General features: G+C 46.1%; 13 protein-coding genes. 2 read left to right on the top strand and 11 right to left on the bottom strand.

What is annotated here, in order from left to right:
* Positions 1-266 precede the first annotated feature (266 nt).
* From SGLY_RS16960 to gatC, 11 genes are all read right to left on the bottom strand, one after another.
* Positions 267-1,079 (bottom strand): hypothetical protein, encoded by an 813-nt coding sequence (locus tag SGLY_RS16960; RefSeq protein WP_013623968.1) that lies wholly within the window; start codon positions 1,077-1,079, stop codon positions 267-269.
* Between the two features lie 19 nt (positions 1,080-1,098).
* Entirely contained in the window at positions 1,099-2,364 is a 1,266-nt protein-coding gene (locus SGLY_RS16955) for an RHS repeat-associated core domain-containing protein (RefSeq protein WP_013623967.1), read from the bottom strand.
* Entirely contained in the window at positions 2,336-3,337 is a 1,002-nt protein-coding gene (locus tag SGLY_RS03755; protein WP_041444590.1) for an RHS repeat protein, read from the bottom strand. The genes SGLY_RS16955 and SGLY_RS03755 overlap by 29 nt, the downstream gene beginning before the upstream one ends.
* A 141-nt stretch (positions 3,338-3,478) precedes the next feature.
* The gene (locus SGLY_RS03750; RefSeq protein ID WP_013623966.1) at positions 3,479-4,603 is read right to left on the bottom strand and encodes an IS630 family transposase; all 1,125 of its coding nucleotides are present in this window, start codon (positions 4,601-4,603) and stop codon (positions 3,479-3,481) included.
* Between the two features lie 293 nt (positions 4,604-4,896).
* Positions 4,897-5,886, bottom strand: coding sequence for a nucleotidyltransferase family protein (locus SGLY_RS03745; protein WP_013623965.1), 990 nt, complete (start codon positions 5,884-5,886; stop codon positions 4,897-4,899).
* 231 nt (positions 5,887-6,117) lie between these two features.
* Complete coding sequence (locus tag SGLY_RS03740) at positions 6,118-7,674, bottom strand: class I SAM-dependent RNA methyltransferase (protein WP_013623964.1); 1,557 nt, start codon at positions 7,672-7,674, stop codon at positions 6,118-6,120.
* A 289-nt stretch (positions 7,675-7,963) separates the two neighbouring features.
* A complete protein-coding gene (locus SGLY_RS03735; protein WP_013623963.1) occupies positions 7,964-8,644 on the bottom strand; it encodes a CPBP family intramembrane glutamic endopeptidase in 681 nt (226 codons plus the stop codon).
* Positions 8,641-9,789 carry a homocitrate synthase gene (gene nifV / locus SGLY_RS03730; RefSeq protein WP_041444586.1) on the bottom strand — a complete coding sequence of 383 codons (1,149 nt, stop codon included), beginning with the start codon at positions 9,787-9,789 and terminating at the stop codon, positions 8,641-8,643. Before nifV ends, SGLY_RS03735 begins: the two co-directional genes overlap by 4 nt.
* Positions 9,790-9,872: 83 nt before the next feature.
* Complete coding sequence (gene gatB / locus SGLY_RS03725) at positions 9,873-11,321, bottom strand: Asp-tRNA(Asn)/Glu-tRNA(Gln) amidotransferase subunit GatB (protein WP_013623961.1); 1,449 nt, start codon at positions 11,319-11,321, stop codon at positions 9,873-9,875.
* Position 11,322: 1 nt separating this feature from the next.
* Positions 11,323-12,789, bottom strand: a complete 1,467-nt coding sequence (gene gatA / locus SGLY_RS03720) for an Asp-tRNA(Asn)/Glu-tRNA(Gln) amidotransferase subunit GatA (RefSeq protein ID WP_013623960.1) — start codon at positions 12,787-12,789, stop codon at positions 11,323-11,325.
* Positions 12,790-12,813: 24 nt separating this feature from the next.
* On the bottom strand, positions 12,814-13,098 hold the full coding sequence (gene gatC, locus SGLY_RS03715) for an Asp-tRNA(Asn)/Glu-tRNA(Gln) amidotransferase subunit GatC (protein ID WP_013623959.1): 285 nt from the start codon (positions 13,096-13,098) through the stop codon (positions 12,814-12,816).
* Positions 13,099-13,399: 301 nt separating this feature from the next.
* Between gatC and SGLY_RS03710 the strand changes: the two genes are divergently transcribed.
* Together SGLY_RS03710 and SGLY_RS03705 are read left to right on the top strand one after the other, a co-directional pair.
* Positions 13,400-14,134, top strand: coding sequence for a hypothetical protein (locus SGLY_RS03710; protein ID WP_013623958.1), 735 nt, complete (start codon positions 13,400-13,402; stop codon positions 14,132-14,134).
* A gap of 139 nt (positions 14,135-14,273) precedes the next feature.
* Positions 14,274-16,487: a bifunctional alpha,alpha-trehalose-phosphate synthase (UDP-forming)/trehalose-phosphatase gene (locus tag SGLY_RS03705; RefSeq protein WP_013623957.1), complete on the top strand. Its 2,214-nt coding sequence runs from the start codon at positions 14,274-14,276 to the stop codon at positions 16,485-16,487.
* Positions 16,488-16,495 lie beyond the last annotated feature (8 nt).

The following is a 16,495-nucleotide window of genomic DNA, read 5'->3' as shown; positions in this document are numbered from 1 at the left end:
CTCTTATCTTAACATCATCATGAAGGTTTACACAAAATCTGAAACGGTCTCTCCTTCGCTGACATGCCAAAACCTCTGGGCTTACTGCAAGTCAACCGTTGGCATGCCTTAACGCTGCGGATTCTCGTTCGCTTTACGCTACTTTCCCTTGACGCTTACTTCGTATTCTGTGTGAGGCTGCTGATTATGGATTAGAATTTGTTTCTGCCGAACGAAAAACCAATGGCAGAATGAATTAATCTAATTTTTGGCTTTGCCTGAGCTTACTAATCGATTAAATACGCCGGCTGAAAATATACATGCTTAATCTTATTCTGTTCCAAAACCCTGTATAATTTGTTTGATATGATTAATGATTTAAATTTTGGAGGCCCGCCAAACCAATTTTTTGTATAGCAAATATCCAGCCCTTTCCAAGTATTACGCTTAAAGTTAAGCGTTGTTTTACATCTGAAGTCATCATAAAAACCGCATACAGGACAATAATCTTTTTTGATTATTTCAGAAGGTTCTACGACATCTCCAATTCCTTCCCGGAGAATTAAATGATAAAATCCTTCAATCACCTGATTTTCTTTGCCAATCTGATATATCGGTTCAAATTCTACGCCCGTAATACCCTCCTGATTAAATAAATGCTTTATTTTTTCTGATACTATGGTTTCTGTATCCCCATGGTAGGTGGACATAATATCATATTTTTTTATTTTTTTGTAATCAACATGAAGCAGATGCCTGTCTAGGTGCGGTATTTTCTTTCCGCATGCATCACATACATGGTTTATTAGCTCCGGAGTATAAGACTCTTTAGCGTCATCATCTGTCCAAAGCCACAGTATTTCGGCATTATCCTTTTCACGCTTTGTAAAAGTATATACTCTTCTGAAAATATAATGCTTAATCGTGTTTTCCTTTAAGAACTGATCAAAATTACAATATTCTTTTGTATTCGTAGTAAACTCATAAACAACTAGCTTGCCATTTTCTTCGTCCTCAGATTCATAAGCGAAAAATTGTGACCAATCCCTTAGTACCTCCAGATAATTTAGCGGTATATTAACCCATACTTTTTCCTTCAATGTAATTCACCTCTAACATTTACTTACCTGTAAATTCGATTGCTTTCATCAATGGGTCAATGAGGACTTTGAACTCTTCATGACTGTTGTAAAACCTCATCAGCCCTTGTTGAATTTCCTTTGCACTATATATTCTTTGAATCATCTCACCAGTATACCCTCTTTTAGGTGCCAGCCAACCTCTCTCAAATTGATAAAGTGCCGCATGCAGATATCTATGAACAGATGGAAGCATCTCATAAACTTTTTGGGCTGCAGCACCACCTAATGCCATTGGGTAGGCATGATGACCATGTGTCGGTTTTTTCGGTTTTTTAGGAGGTTGAGTAGAACCACCTCCGCCTCCGCCGTCACCTCCAGCTTCAATATCACCGTTTGACACGCCAGACGTTGGCTGAGTCATATATATACTTTCATCGGCTGTATACGTTGGAGTTGCTAATATAAAACCTATTGATAGAGCAAAAGCCCAACTAATCATACCTGCAGTTATTGATAATCCTGTTGATGCCGCCGCCCCGGCTCCTGCCCGAAAAGAATCCCAAGTAATAGAATTTTCACCACTAGGGTCAATGTAATTTACAGGATCTCCAAGGCAGTAAGCATAACGGTTTAAATTATAAATATTGTCCTTCGTCAAAAACCTGCCGATTCCTGCTTCGTAGTATCGAGCATTGAGGTAATATAATCCAGTTTCTCTGTCGTATCTGTAACCCGCGTAAGTGTAAGCATGGTCGAAAGCTGTATCGGTAGAAATATTTACCGTCTGTCCGCCGCCATCCTTCGCACTAATAATATTCCCGTACGGATCATAAGCATACTCTCTGAATATATTGCCGTTTCCGTCCGTTACAGCCACTACATCCCCATGGGCATTGTAATGATAATAGTACCAGATATTTGATCCAGGATTACTAATATCATAGTTCATGCTTACAGCAAGCGGTTTACCTTGTGGTGAGTTAATATACAAGGCATGCAGGATATTGTTGGCGTCGCCGCTCTTGGTTTCATAAAGAACTCCGCCGTTCCCATAGTGGTAAGTGATCGTGCTGCCGCCTGTGGTTTTGGTCAGTCTCTGTCCCTGGGAATCGTAAGTGTAAGTTGCTATTGTCTGATTGCTTCCGTCTTTGACTTCAATCAGTCTGTTGGCTTTATCGTAGACGTAATTATACGTTACTCCCTTGACCACAGCACTCGTCAGGTTGCCGCTGTTGTCGTAGACGAAGCCCGATGTGGTGATCTGGTTGTCATCGTTATAACTGAACGTCTGGTTCTTGGACACTTCCTCCGATTAAGAGATCCATGTTTAGAATATTGCCCCTGGAATCATAGGAGTAGTCGAAGGTGTAAGTGCCATTGGCCAGCACGGCCTTTGTTAATCGATTAAGCTTTTCCGTTCCGTTATTATAAGTGTAAACAGCACTTGAATTGCCTGTAGCCCCATCGGTGATCTTTGTTAATCTGCCGTCAGCGTCATAAGTGTACTGGCTGGACCATTTGGTAGAAACACTGGTCGTGGTGGTATTCCCATTCGTGCTGGGAACAACGCTGTTGGTCTTGCTTTCAATGACCTGTCCGGCATCATTGTACTTGAATTCATCACTCGTATTGTTAGGGTTTACTCTGGATGTAAATAACCCGCCTTCATCGAAGTATAGATTGAACTGTTTACCGGCAGCTGTGATTGTCTTAACCAGATTGTTGCTTAAATAGGTGAACAGGTAGGTGATGAAATTAGAGGTTTGCCCTTTATAGATCAGGTCAAATCCGTTAAAGTTACCGCTTTGGTCATACATATCTATCTTGGATGAATCTTTGGTCGGTTTTTCAAACCTGGCAATTTCATTGCCGCTGCCGTCTTTTTCGGTGAATTTATTCATCCGGCCCAGAGCGTCATATTCGGAGTCGAACTCTCCTATTTTGGTGTCGCTGCTGTTAAAGAGTTCTTCTTTGGTGGTTTGGCCTTCCTGATTATAGTCAAAGGTATATTTTGGTCCGTTCAGGATTTTCAGGAAGTCCAGGCCGAAGTATTTATAGCCAAGACTTACGCTGGGGTTACTTGTACTGTCGCCGGGGTTGACTTTCCCCGTCAGCCTGCCTGCTTCGTCATAGAGATATTGGGTGGTTTTATCGTTTGCTGGATTACTTAAGTTGGGTTTGGCGGTCTCTTTGGTCATATTGCCGGATTGATCGTATTCAAAGGTGTTTTTATAGACCGAAGTTGTTCCGTTTTGCTTGACTTCTACATCTGTCACATTGCCGCTGCCATCTAGGGTATAGGTAGCGGTGTTTCCGGCGTTATCTGTGACTGTGCGCAGGTTTTCCTGGCCATCGTAGGCGAATTGGGTTGCTTCACCGGTAGGGCTAGTACAACATTCTTAAATTAGTTGCGCAAATCAGATTTGAATTTCATCCATTTTATATTTCCAATGGTAAACGACAGGAACCTCATTAACTTCATCCAGATATCGGTAGATTCTATCGATGAGTTCTTCCTTAGATTTTACCCTGATGCCCTTCAGGCATACCCTTGCTAACTTTCCGAAGAAGCTTTCTATTAGGTTTAGCCATGATCCGTGTTTTGGAGTGAATACAAATTCAAACCTTCCTGGTCTGCTAGCCAAGTATTTCATGGTTTCTTTCGAAGTATGCGCACTATGATTGTCAAGGGCAATCCTTATTATCAAATCTTTATCATATTTTCCATCCAATATTTTAAGGAAATTTATAAAATCAGCACTTTTGTGCGTATTACTTACTAACGGAATAATCTCTCCTGTATATAAATCCATTCCTGCCAAAAGTGATACCGTTCCGAGCCGTTTGTATTCGCTGTCCCGTCCTACAAATCCATGTTCTCTATTAGGAAGCAGGTCTTCTGCAGTATTTGCAATGGCCTGTATGCCAGGTTTTTCATCATAGGAGATAGTGATTGTTCCGTTATTTTCATTTGTTTCAAATTGGAATTCAAGCTGTTTATAGACAATGAGCACCTCATTCATTTTCTGCTTGAATTCCGGATCCCGTTTTTCCAGATAGTACCGGATTTTCTGCGGCTTGATTTCGGCATCATTAAGGATTGTCCATATTTTCGAAACTGCTATTTTTTCAAGACCGGAATAACCAGCAGCCTGGCAATTCGCACGTATATGCTGCTGTAGTTTGGACATTGTCCATAACTCCTGTGGATAACCAAATGAAGCAGGTTTCTGACAGGCAATATCTATAATCCATACTTTCTCTTCGTCAGTAATAGTTCCTGGGCGCCCTGTCCTTGCTAAATCTTCAAGGGCGGCTTCCATTCCTGCTGCTATATATTTTGCAATGCAGTTATAGACAGAACGCCGGTTTATGTCAAGCTTTTCAGCAATTGATGAATCGCTCATTCCATCGGCACTATATAAAAGTATTTTTGCCCGCTGGACTGTGCGTGCTTCAGCAGTATGAGTCCTTACTATTTTTTGCAATGCAGATATTTCATCTCCGGTTAATTCAACAACATTTTGTTTTGGTCTTGCCATCTATCCATACCTCATTTGCTAAGATATAAATAGCATACCATATTTTAGTATCTTTGTGTAGTTATTTTGAGAATGTTGTACTAGTCCTATAAAGATTAGCGGCCCAGAGTCGCCTCAAGATAGACAAGCGGAAGTCTATGATTGCCCTATATAGAATAGCAAAATCCCTTGATGTAGACCCCAGCCAGCTTCTGACCTTTAAATGATTATATCGGGAAAGCAAAGAGCAATTTCACTATGGTAGCGGTGAAACTGCTCTTTTTGCTTTATTAATCTGTTCTTACTACTCCTGTTCAATCAATAAGGTCATTTTGGAATTTTGAAAGATGCTCGTAAGGAAGAATAAGTCTTCCACGGTAGAGGCCGCAACCATCGTTGATAAGGGAATTATTCACAGCTGAAAACATATTTACATCCAACTTTGATAATTCAAGCTGCTGCAACATGATACCCCTTTCATAAGCATCATCAAAGTAAATATTCTCGCCTTTTGGAATTGCATCTCGTTTAACTCTTTCACTTTCCTGTCGCTTTTCGTAACCCAAATGATTGGCAGGACCAATTTCAGCAAAATCATCCATTTCTTTTGTACGAAGCTGTACTTCCACATAACAACGGGCAATGTTATCGTAAAATGTTATATGCAGCGACCGATAGCCACTAGACTCTGGATTTGCAACGTAATCTCTATAGTATGGGCTTACGCTTTCTCTTAACAAGGGAGATTTTTCCTGACCCGTAAATGAGGACAGTTCTGCGGTAAATCCGCGTTCCTCAAGGAAACCAAGCAACTTGTTGGCAACATCATATAAATATTTATTTTCTTCATCCTCGCAAATCTCACCTTCCTTTAAATGACATTTAGGAAGAGAAATCACAATTCTGTATGCAATCAGGTCCCGAAAACAGTTTAAATAGTTTTTCAGTTCAGGAAGAGACGGATAATTGCCATGTTTAATATAATACTCGTAAATATATTCTACGATATATCCGTTAAATTTTGCTTCCGCGCGTATCAGAGATTTAATTCGACCCTTAAAGGTAAATGCAAGAAAAGGATATTCATTTGCCATAAGTTTATAGAATTCCCGAATCCGCTGAGACTGCGAAGTCAGGAATTCGTTGTGCTGCAAAAGTTCCGCAATTTGAAGCAGAAAATTACAGTGCAAAAGATCAATCTGATTATGAGTTTCTTTCGCCAACTGTTTCAAATCCTCAGCATATCTCTGTAGTATCTTAAGAACGGTATCGCCTGAGTATAAAAAATCATTTAATTTTTTCACAGATGCACTTTCCTTTCCTGTATGTTTTTCACATTCCTCTTTCACGCGGTATGGTCCAGGCGGGTTACGTATTACTTATACATAAAGGGTGGCAGATAATTGCCGCCCTTACATGCTTTATTCAGCTGGTTACAAGGATGCTTTGATAAAATGATCGATAGATCAGGCAGGCTACCTGCTTGCCCGCGCCCCATACATCCAATGGCTAAAACTATTTATATAATTAGGTTTTTATCGCCTTTCAAGCTTTACGACACACTCCACGCTCTCCGTCCACCCAAACATGTCTACCGGCTGAACCTCGACCACCCGGTAAGCCCCTTTTAGCCGCTTGAGTCCGGCACCCTTTCCCTCCGGTATTTCCATCCCATTGGCCAGCATACCGACATCTCTGGCCATTGTTGCGGGATCGCAGGAAACATAGATGATACTCTGGGGTTTCCTGTCCAGCAGTGCCGCAATCACTCTTTTATTCATTCCTGCCCTCGGCGGGTCAACCACGACCAGATCCGGTCTGTCCTTTTGTTCCCCGATCCTGTCCTCGACCCTGCCCTCGATGAACTTCACATTGCTTATCTTATTTTCTGCGGCATTTTGAGCGGCATCGGCTATCGCCAGACTATTTTCTTCCATACCTGTCACATTCTCGGCCATCCCGGCCAGCAAGAGTGTAATGGTCCCTATTCCACAGTAAAGGTCCCAGACCTGCTTTATTCTCTTCCTCACGACCGTATGATCGTCCACTTTATCATCGGCTATTTCCTTGTCCGCCGTTTTACTGCTCTGTTCCGTTCCCTCCACACCGGAAGGCGTTTCCTGATTACTCTTGTCCTTGTCCGCTTGCCCCTGGCTTCTCCCGGCCATCTGCAAGACCGTATTGTAAAGCACTTCAGTCTGTCTCAGATTGACCTGCTGAAAAGCATTATAGGATACCTTAAACATCAGGCCGTTGATGTTTTCTTTCAGAAACGGCAAGCCAAAGCTTGGCACACCCTGATCACCCTTGAGAGATGGCCGGCCCTGACCGGGCATTTCCCGGTCACCCTGCTGAATGATGATCGAACATTTCTCATCCGGCAGCCCGGTATCCGCCTGCCATTCTCCCCGGATATCCGCTGCAGCCTGAAAGGAAGGCCGGATTGCCCTGCTGAGCCTGTCCGCCTCTTCTCCGGTCATCTTGCCCTTCAGGCAGATCAAAGTTTCCTGCCGGCTGTTTTCCCGGAAAACAACCTCTTGAACATCATATTTGCCGGCTCCCAAAACCTGGCGGAGAGCCTTGATCTTTGCGTTCATGGTTTGCGGAAGCAGCTTGCAGTGAGGGAACTCCACCAGGTCATTGCTGTTTTTGGCGTAATAACCAAGCCGGCCTCGGCGGTCACAATGCAAGACGGCCTTATTCCTGTACTCCCAGGGATCTTCCATGCCGATAACCGGACGCACCTCGACCTCCAGCCTGCCGATTCTCAAGAGCGCGTCCCGGACTACAGACTGCTTCCATTGCAGTGTATCCTCATAGCTCAGATGCTGGACACTGCAGCCCCCGCATTGTTCAAAAACGGCACAGGAAGGAAGCCTTCTGGCGGGGGAAATCCGTTCAAGCTTCACCAGCCTCCCCCGCAGGTAGGTCTTTTTCTCCTCGGTTACAGTGACAGTTCCTTTTTCTCCCGGAAGCATCCCGGGGACAAATACTGTCTTTCCCCTGATTTGCCCTACCCCCGCTCCTTCCGAAGATAAGCGGACGATTTCGACTTCCTCAGTTTTTCTTTCAGGCTCAGTCTTTTTACTCACTTTTTTACCTATTATCCGGATATCGTCTGATCACCGGCTAAACTTACCCCTCTATATCGTCTGCTCATCTAAACTTACCCGGTCAATTTCCTGTTTATCCTTTTACGGCTATCTTGCCCGATCTCTTGGCCCTATATTTTTTGTGGATATCTCATTTTGCGATCTTTATCCCTGTTCATTTATCTTGATGTATGATCTTTATGTTTTTATCTCTATGCTTTTATCTCTATGTATTGATCATTCATGTATTTTTTTCATTACATTTAATTAATTTTTTGCCTTTCCGCCCCTATAACCCCTTCTGCACGATAATCAGGATGATCATCAAGATGTTCCAGGTTGAGTGGGCGATGACCGCCGGCCATAAGCTCTTGCTCTGCTCATACAGCCAGGTCAGGACAATGCCGCCGGCCAGCAGGGGAATAAAACGCATCAGGTCAAAATGCATGGCCGCAAAAAACGTCGCGGTCAGCAATATCCCCTTCCACTTCCCGTAATCCCCCCGCAAGGGTGGATAAATCAGGCCCCTGAATATGACCTCTTCCTGAAAAGGGGCCAGCAATCCCCCGAGAATGAAGAGAAAAACATATTTCCAAATACTGTCCGCACCGCTTACCGCCATAGCAAAGCTCTGAGGAGAAGGAGTCCCCAGGATACTGGCAATGAACGTTCCCAGCAGCCCTGTAATGGCGAACAAAAAAATTCCCCCGGTCAAACCGGTAAACAGGTGGACAGGTTTGAGGGAGCTTAAGCCAAGATCGGCAAAGGAAGCCCTGATGATTTTGATGAATAAGAACAGCCCCAGAAGGACAAGCAAAGTTTCCCCGATACCAATACCGAAATACTTCAAAAACCCCGTTAAAATTTCCACATTGAGGGAAGGATTCATCCAGCCCAAAAACACTTCCGCCCCATAGATCAGCAGGATCACAAATAAGGCCTGCCAGAAATTCCACTTTGCTTCTTTCATTTTTCATTTTTCCTATGGATTAAATCCTCATAAATATAGATCAGTTCTTTATCAAAAAGGGAACGCTTCATGTCTATGGCCAGGGATCGGACATGTTTCAGGATTTTTCCGGCCTGTTCATCGGAAAGCTCTATCCCGTATTCCCTGAACTTGCCCTTCAGAGAAGCCGTCCCGGAATGCTTGCCGATAATGATCTGGCGCTGCAGGCCAACCTCCCGCGGTTCAAAGACCTCATAAGTCACCGGGTTCTTTAACGCGCCGTCCGCATGAACACCGGACTCATGAGCAAACATATGACTTCCCACAATGGCCTTCCAAGAAGGGAGCAGGCGGCCTGCCGCTCTGGACACATATTCCGATACCTCCACAAATTTTTCAGTCTTTATACCGGTATCTACCTTCCGCAGGTGTTTCAGGGCCATCACGACCTCTTCCAGAGCAGCGTTGCCGGCCCTTTCCCCCAGACCATTGACCGTTACCCCCACAAACCTGGCCCCTGCCCTGACACCGGCCAGCGTATTGGCCGTCGCCATTCCAAAATCATTGTGGGTGTGCATTTCGACCTCGATCCCGGTCCCCTCTCTCAAGCTCTTCACCTGTTCATAGGCGGCAAAGGGATCAAGAATTCCCACCGTATCACAATAACAGATCCGGTCCGCCCCCGCTCTCTTGGCTTCCCGGGCAAACTCCGTCAAAAAATCCATCTCGGAACGGGAAGAATCCTCAGCATTGACCGAAATATAATCGACATGTTTTTTGGCATGCCCCACAGCTTTGGCCATCATCTCCAAAACCGCGGCGCGCGAGGTCTTGAGCTTATACTTCAGATGAATATCCGAAACAGAAATCGAGACCGAGACCGCATCACAGCCACAGGCCAGGGAAGCGTCGACATCCCGGATCAAGGCCCGGCTCCAGCCCATAATACTGGCCTTCAGACCGAGCTTGCAGATAGCGGAGATCGTATCGGACTCATAGCCGCCCATCACAGGAATACCGGCCTCAATCTGATGGACCCCGAGGTCATCCAGCATTTCGGCGATTCTGATTTTCTCCTTATTGGAGAATGCCACCCCCGCGGTTTGTTCCCCATCCCGCAGTGTTGTATCCACAATCACTAAACCACTATCCGGTATTTTCGCCATGCGCTCACCCAATTGACCTCTCTGATTAAAATTCAAACAATATTTTCCGGATCAGCTTGTTCCCTGATCAGTTTGCTCCCTGATCAGGACATCATATCCTTCAGCATCTTATTCACTAAGCCGGGATTGGCCTGGCCTTTGGTTTCTTTCATCACCTGACCGACCAGAAAGCCGATCACCTTGTCCTTGCCGGCCTTAAATTCTTCCACAGATTTGGGGTTGGCGGCCAGGACATTCTCAATAATCCTGGTTAAAGCGCCCTCATCACTGATCTGAGCCAGTCCCTTGGCCTGAACAATTTCCCCTGCCGTTTTACCGGTAGCATACATCTCCTGAAGCACTTCCTTGGCCATCTTGCCGCTGATTTCCCCCCCGGCAATCATGGAAAGCATTTCGGCCAGCCCCTCAGGTGCAACCGGACTGGCGGCAAAGGCAGCATTATTGGCCTTCAACAGGGCGCTCAAATCCCCCGTCACCCAGTTAGCCAGCATTTTCGGATCAGCAAAATGCCTTAGGGCCTGATCGAAATAGACCGCCATTTCCCTGGAGGCCGTGATTACCCCGGCATCATAAGCAGACAAGCCCAGGGAAACCAGTCTGGCCCTCCTGGCAGCCGGAAGCTCCGGCAAGGTCTGCCTGATGTTTTCCACCCATTCCCGGTCAATCACGATCGGCATCAGATCAGGCTCCGGGAAATACCTGTAATCATGGGCCTCCTCCTTTGATCGGAGAGAGAGGGTCATTCCCCGGCCTTCGTCCCAGGTTCTGGTTTCCTGGATCACTGCTCCCCCCTCATCCAAAACATCGGCCTGACGCTCAAGCTCATATTCCAGACACCGTCTTACGGAGCTGAAAGAATTTAAATTCTTGATCTCCGTCCTGATACCCAGCTCCCCGCCGCCGTGCGGCTTCAGGGAAACATTAATATCAAAGCGTACCGAGCCCTGCTCCATCCTGCAATCGGATATTGCGGCATAATCAATAATCTGGACCAGGCTTTCCAAATAAGCGATAACCTCGTCGATCGAATTCATATCCGGAGCCGACACGATTTCCAGAAGGGGAACTCCCGTTCTGTTGTAATCCACATTGGAACTGGCCGAGGTGGTAATCGTTTCCCCACTGTGCACAAGCTTACCGGCATCCTCTTCCATATGGGCCCGGATGATGCCGATTCTTTTCATCCCGCCGCTTGTTTCAATCTCGATCCAGCCGTCCTGACAAACAGGCAGGTCATACTGGGAGGTCTGATAGTTCTTGGGCAGATCGGGATAATAATAGTTTTTTCGGTCAAATTTGGAGTACTCCGCGATTTGGCAGTTCAACGCCAGCCCGGCCTTGATGGCCAGATTAACGACCTCCCTGTTCAGTACCGGCAGCACACCCGGCAGCCCCAGGCAAACCGGACAAACATGAGTATTTTCCTCCCCGCCGAACTCCGTGGTACAGCCGCAGAAAATCTTGGTTTTCGTGGCCATCTCGACATGGACTTCCACACCGCAGACCATATCATACGTATCATTCCATCCCATCTCACAATACCTCCCCGGACAAAGCAGGCACTGCCTTGTGGAAATCCGTGCTTTGCTCAAATGCATATGCCGCCTGATAAAGTCTTCCTTCGTCAAAATGCCTGCCGATAATCTGCAATCCCACAGGCAGTCCGCCGGCAAAACCGGCCGGAACGGAAATACTGGGCAGCCCGGCCAGATTAACCGGAATGGTATAGACATCACCCATATACATCGCCAATGGGTCCGATCTTTCCCCCAGCTTATACGCCACGGTCGGGGCGGTTGGAGAAATAATCACATCAAAATCCTCAAATATTTTGGCAAAATCCTGTCTGATCAGGGTCCTGACCTTTTGGGCCTTCAGATAATAGGCATCATAATAACCTGAGGATAAGGCGTATGTACCCAGCATAATCCGTCTTTTGACCTCTTCCCCAAAGCCCTGAGCCCTGGTCCTTTTATACATCTCAATCATATCCTCAGCCTCAGCCCGGAATCCGTACTTTACCCCGTCATAGCGGGCCAGGTTGGAACTGGCCTCAGCCGTGGCAATGATATAGTAGACCGGCAGAGCATATTCCATATGGGGCAGGGAGCACTCTCCGATTTCCGCCCCCATTTTTTCATAAGTGCTTAACGCCTTCCTGATCACCTGTTCCACTTCCGGATTCAGGCCCTGCGCAAAAAATTCCTTCGGCACTCCGATTCTCAGGCCTTGCACGGAATTGATCATAAACCCTGTGTAATCGGGCTTTGAATACGGCACAGAAGTGGAATCCTTCGGATCATGCCCGGCAATGACATTGAGAACATGAGCATTGTCCCTGACCGTCTTTGTCAAGGGACCGATCTGGTCCAGCGACGAAGCAAAAGCGACCAGACCAAATCGCGATACCGCGCCATATGTCGGCTTAAGCCCGACCACACCGCAGAAGGACGCCGGCTGGCGGATAGACCCGCCCGTATCCGAACCGAGAGAATACGCCACTTCCCGGGCGGCAACCGCAGCCGCCGAGCCTCCGGAGGACCCGCCCGGCACTCGTTCAAGGTCCCAGGGATTCTTGACCGGGTAAAACCCGGAATTTTCATTGGAAGACCCCATGGCGAATTCATCCATGTTCAGCTTGCCGATCAGAACAGCACCCGCCTTCGCCAGCCTTTCCGTTACCTCTGCATTGTAGGGAGGGACAAAGTTCTCCAGAATCTTTGAACCACAGGTTGTTTTGATTCCCGCCGTACACAGATTATCCTTAAGAGCCATGGGGATTCCTTCCAGAATTCCGATTTCCGCTCCCGCCGCGATTTTCTGATCCGCCTCTTCGGCTCTGGCCAAGGCATCTTCCCTGTTTACCTGCAAAAAGGCCTGCACCCCGGCCTCTACTGAGCACACTCTCTTTAAGAACCGTTCCGTCAGTTCTTTGGAGCTGATTTCTCTCTTTACCAGCATCAGATGCAGCTCATCAAGTGATTTCGTCAATAAATCCATACCGAATCTCCTTTCGGATGATGGCTAAACAATCCTCGGAACGCGGAAAAAGCCGCCTTCAGAATCAGGGGCGTTTTGCAGGGCTTTTTCCTGTTCAATAGATGCTTTTACCTCATCATCACGCATAACATTATATAATTCAACGGCATGAGCAGTTGGCATAATCCCCGTTGTGTCCAGCTTCTGCAGCATTTCCGCATGTCCAAGAACAGAATTCAACTGTTCCGTGTAGCGGCCGATCTCCTCTTCACTCAGTTCAAGTCTGGCCAATAAAGCGACATGTTCCACTTCTTGTCTGGATAATTTCATTTTTTCACCACCCTTAACCCAAGCATATACATAAATATAACAAAAATGACCGCTTCGGGCAATAAAATCCCTGTTCAGCCTTGCTGAACCCCGCAAAAACATATTTAGAAATGCAAAAAGGGAAAACACTTTTTTTGTAGAATCTTTAAAGTAACACATTTAACAGAAAATTTACGCATATTTTTACTGAGAAAGGATGATGAGCAAATTTTTCATAAAAAATTACAGCTTCATATTGTTCGGATTGGCACCAAGCATTAACGAGAATCTTATGCTTTGATTAAGAAAGGAAGTAATGCCCATGGAGCAGCAAATCAAACCATTTACAGGTTTTCTCCCCGGAAACCATTTCATTGTGGGAGAAGCAGGCTCAGGGAAAACCCGTCTTATTTGGGACATCCTTCAGACAGGAAATTTCTTTCAACATGAATCTTTCAATTTTGTCCTGACAGATTCAGAAAAGCGAATTTGGTCTACACCCTCCAAACATCCGACAACAATCGTTCACCCCTATGATCCCGACATCAGCTGGATTGCCAACCCCCAAAAATCGGGCATCTGCTATTGCGCCTGTGATTACGCCCCCAGAGTAATTACCTTTCTGGAATGTTTATCCACCTGGGCCGTGCAAAAACATCTCACCTGTCCGGTCAGGGTATTTTTGGATTTCCCTGAAAAATTTTGGAGCATCACTGAATTTGTCGACCAGCTGGCAAGGCTTTATTATATCAGCAAGACTCTGCATCAAGATTATCCGCTGGAAATCTGGACCGTATTCGGAACCTATAAAACTGTTTCACCTAAGGCGAAATCTTTTCTGAAAAATTCCAACCTGCTTATTGTCAACCCTTTACCCGAAAAATGGCTGCAAAGCTTCAGCGATTGGCTGAATGTGGATCCCTCATACCTGATTAATCTGATCGAAGAAAACGAAAGCCAGAAAAAAGAAGGGTTTTATTATATCCCTTCTGCTAAAATAGATGTTTTTCTCAGCTCGCAGGCGGTTGGCTGTTCATCCGGAAAATCGGACATCTGACAAAACTGCTCAACCGAATACACAATCAAAAAATCAATTGGCTGTCTGCCTTAGTCTTGGGGGATAGCCATTTCATTCATTAAATGTTTTCCTGAAATGAAAGAAGACTTTATATTACTTTAATCTTAGGAGAATACTAATGAGTAAAATTATCTTTGCTTCCAACCGTTTACCTGTCACTGTACAAAAAAATACGAATGAAGGCTTCACCTATCAAAAGAGCATCGGCGGACTCGCCACCGGTTTAAAAAGCTACCATGAGCAATCAAACGGCCTCTGGGTCGGCTGGCCCGGGATCGCGGACGAAAAAATGAACCGGGAAGAGAAAAAAGCAGTTCAGAAAGAACTGCTGGAGAACCATCAATGTCTCCCTGTTTTTTTAACAGAAGAAGAGGTTGACCTTTACTATAATATCTTCTGCAATCGGACGATCTGGCCCCTGTTTCACTATTTTACCAGCAAGACCACTTATGAGGCGGAATCCTGGGAAGCCTACAAATTGGTGAACCTGAAATTTTTCCAGACCATAGAGTCCGTGATTGAGGAAGATGATGTGATCTGGATTCACGATTTCCACTTGATGCTCTTGCCTCAAATGATTAAAGAAAAATATCCTGCCGCCCAAATCGGCTTTTTCCTCCATATCCCCTTTCCTTCCTTTGAAATTTTCCGGCTGCTGATCTGGCGCGAGGAAATCCTCCTGGGCTTACTGGGGGCCGATCTGATCGGTTTCCACACCTATGAATATGCGCGGCACTTTTTAAGCAGCATCCGCCGCCTGCTGGATCTGGAAACCAATTTCAACCGGGTAAGCTATGAAGACCGCTATGTTCAGGTAGACGCCTTTCCGATGGGCATTGATTATGAATTTTTTGCACGGGAGCATGAAACCCCCGCTTCACAGGAGGAAACCAGGGAAATTATCGAGAAGACCAAAGGAATCAAAATGATTCTGTCGATCGACCGTCTGGATTATACCAAAGGTATTCCGGAGCGCATCAAGGGATTCAGCCGTTTCCTGGCCCAAAACCCCGAGTACCGGGGTAAAGTTCGCCTGAACTTGATTGTCGCTCCCTCGCGGATTGATGTCGACAGCTATGACCGGCTAAGAAAAGAAATTAAAGAACTGGTCAGTGATATCAACGGCAAGTACGGCACCTTCACCTGGATGCCCATCTGGTTTTTCTTCCGGACCTTTACCCAGGAAAGCCTGATCACGTTATACCGGCATTCCGATGTCCTGCTCGTTACCCCTCTCAGAGACGGGATGAACCTGGTGGCCAAAGAATACATCGCCTCCCGGACCGATTATGAAGGGATGGTTGTGATCAGCGAGACGGCGGGCGCGGCCAGTGAACTCAGTGAAGCCGTTATTGTCAATGCCAATGATTACAACGCGATTGCCCGCGGCCTGAAAAAGGCTCTTGCCATGCCCCGGGAGGAAAAAATCGCCCGCAACAAGATGATGTCCAGGAGAATCCAGCGTTATCACGTCGGATTCTGGGCCAGTGAGTTCTTAAATACGCTGAACCGTTTTTCCCTGGAATCAGCCGAAATCATCTACCAGAGAGGGATTGAAAGAGACAGCTATCACATAGAATATGCTTATGAAAAGGCCGCAAAGAGAATACTTTTTTTAGATTACGACGGGACTTTAGTCGGTTTTAACTCCATACCCGGCCAGGCCAAACCCGATGAAGAATTAAAAAGCCTTTTGCGGGAGCTGATCAATGATCCCCGCAACACTGTTGTCCTGATTTCCGGAAGAGAACGGTATACCCTGGACGAATGGTTCGGGGATCTCGATTTGAATATCATTGCCTCTCACGGCCTATGGCTCCGCTATTCCGGCCAGCAGGAATGGATCATGAACCTGTCCCTGGATGATGATTGGATTGAATCCATCCGGCACACCCTGGAATTATACACTGACCGGATGCCGGGGTCCCTGCTTGAAGAAAAGGACTATTCTATCGCCCTGCATTACAGACAGTGTGATCCGGATATGGCCGCCGTGAAGCTGAGTGAGGTCAGAGAAATCCTCTTATCCATGATTCAATCAACAACCCTGGGTCTGCAGGAAGGAAATAAAGTCCTGGAAGTAAAAGACAGCCGGGTCAGCAAAGGATACGGGTCCTCCTCCTTCGTTCAGAATCAGGATTATGACTTTATCTTTGCGGCCGGTGATGATTTCACGGATGAAGACTTATTTTCCGCTCTGCCCGATGATGCTTTTACCGTTAAAATCGGCTTAGGCAACACCTCTGCTAAATATCGCCTCAAATCCTGGAAATCCATGCGCGTGATCCTGAAAAAATTCGCCGCGATCAGTGCTGCCCTGCCCCGGGACTGAAAGACGAT

Origin of the sequence: Syntrophobotulus glycolicus DSM 8271, from assembly GCF_000190635.1 — a bacterium.
GTDB lineage: Bacteria > Bacillota > Desulfitobacteriia > Desulfitobacteriales > Syntrophobotulaceae > Syntrophobotulus > Syntrophobotulus glycolicus.
This window is presented reverse-complemented; position numbering and strand designations above follow the sequence as displayed.

Coding starts and splice junctions, on each gene's coding strand:
- nifV (WP_041444586.1), bottom strand. CDS start 9,789: ATGGCGAAAATACCGGATAGTGGTTTAGTGATTGTGGATACAACACTG.
- SGLY_RS03735 (WP_013623963.1), bottom strand. CDS start 8,644: ATGAAAGAAGCAAAGTGGAATTTCTGGCAGGCCTTATTTGTGATCCTG.
- SGLY_RS03750 (WP_013623966.1), bottom strand. CDS start 4,603: ATGGCAAGACCAAAACAAAATGTTGTTGAATTAACCGGAGATGAAATA.
- gatC (WP_013623959.1), bottom strand. CDS start 13,098: ATGAAATTATCCAGACAAGAAGTGGAACATGTCGCTTTATTGGCCAGA.
- gatB (WP_013623961.1), bottom strand. CDS start 11,321: ATGGGATGGAATGATACGTATGATATGGTCTGCGGTGTGGAAGTCCAT.
- SGLY_RS03705 (WP_013623957.1), top strand. CDS start 14,274: ATGAGTAAAATTATCTTTGCTTCCAACCGTTTACCTGTCACTGTACAA.
- gatA (WP_013623960.1), bottom strand. CDS start 12,789: ATGGATTTATTGACGAAATCACTTGATGAGCTGCATCTGATGCTGGTA.
- SGLY_RS03710 (WP_013623958.1), top strand. CDS start 13,400: ATGGAGCAGCAAATCAAACCATTTACAGGTTTTCTCCCCGGAAACCAT.